The sequence below is a fragment of the Falsiroseomonas sp. genome (assembly GCF_030695085.1).
Lineage (GTDB): Bacteria > Pseudomonadota > Alphaproteobacteria > Acetobacterales > Acetobacteraceae > Falsiroseomonas.
Window position 1 is genome coordinate 1 of the sequence record NZ_JAUYTS010000237.1, and the last position, 1,035, is coordinate 1,035.

Consider the following 1,035-nt stretch of genomic DNA (forward strand, 5'->3'; position numbering starts at 1 on the left):
ATCGCCGATATGGTACGTCAGATGCGCCGTGTGCAGGGCGCACGGGACAGATCGGCCATGGCGCGGGCCTCGCGGGCGTTCTGACCCTGCTGCTGCTGGCCGCGCCCGCCGCAGCCGAGGGGCTGCGTGTGGCGTTCTGGAACACCAATCTGAACCGCGCAGGCCCGGGTCTGTTGCTGCGCGATCTGGTTCAGGCAAAGTCTGCCGATCTGGCCCATGCCGTTGCGGCGATTGATGCGATGAACGCGGATGTCATCGTGCTGTCCGGGTTTGACTACGATGCCGGTGGGTTGGCGCTTTCGGCGCTGAATGCCGCCTTGGCGTACCCCTACCCCCACAGCGCCGCCCTGCGCCCCAACACCGGCGTTCCCAGCGGCTTTGACCTTGATGGCAACGGGCGAAGTAATGAGGCGCGCGACGCCATCGGCTATGGCCGGTTTCCGGGCGAAGGCGGCATGGCGGTGCTGTCACGGCTGCCGCTGGATGCGGCCCAAAGCGTTGATCATTCCGATGTTCTGTGGCGCGATCTGCCGGGGGCCGATCTGCCCCCCCTGCCGCAAGGCGCGGCAGAGGTGTTGCGGCTGTCGACGACCGGGCATCACGAAACGGCGGTCGAGCTGCCCGACAGGCGCAGGCTGCACCTGCTGACCTGGCACGCAACGCCCCCGGCCTTTGACGGGCCCGATCGCCGAAATACACGGCGCAACCATGATGAAACCGCGTTCTGGCTGCACTTGCTGAACAGCCCGCAGGCCCCGCAAGAGCCGTTCGTGCTGCTCGGTCAGGCCAATGCGGACCCGGAAAAGGGCAATGGCGACCCGGCGGCGATCCGGGCACTGCTGGCGGATGCGCGGCTGCAGGATGTGCTGCCGGGCGACACGGTGTATTATGGCGGCACGCTGGGGCCGCTGCGGGTCAGCTACATTCTGCCCTCTGCCGGAATCACAGTCACCGGCGCCGGCCATGCACCTGTGCCGACGGGCGCGCGGCACCATCCGATCTGGGTGGAAATCACACCCTGAACCGCCGCTTTCC

General features: G+C 67.4%; 1 protein-coding gene. It reads left to right on the forward strand.

Going from position 1 to position 1,035, the window contains the following annotated elements:
• On the forward strand, window positions 1–1,022 hold a 1,022-nt coding region (locus tag Q8S40_RS24785; RefSeq protein ID WP_305672548.1), incomplete at its 5' end, for an endonuclease/exonuclease/phosphatase family protein.
• Window positions 1,023–1,035 lie beyond the last annotated feature (13 nt).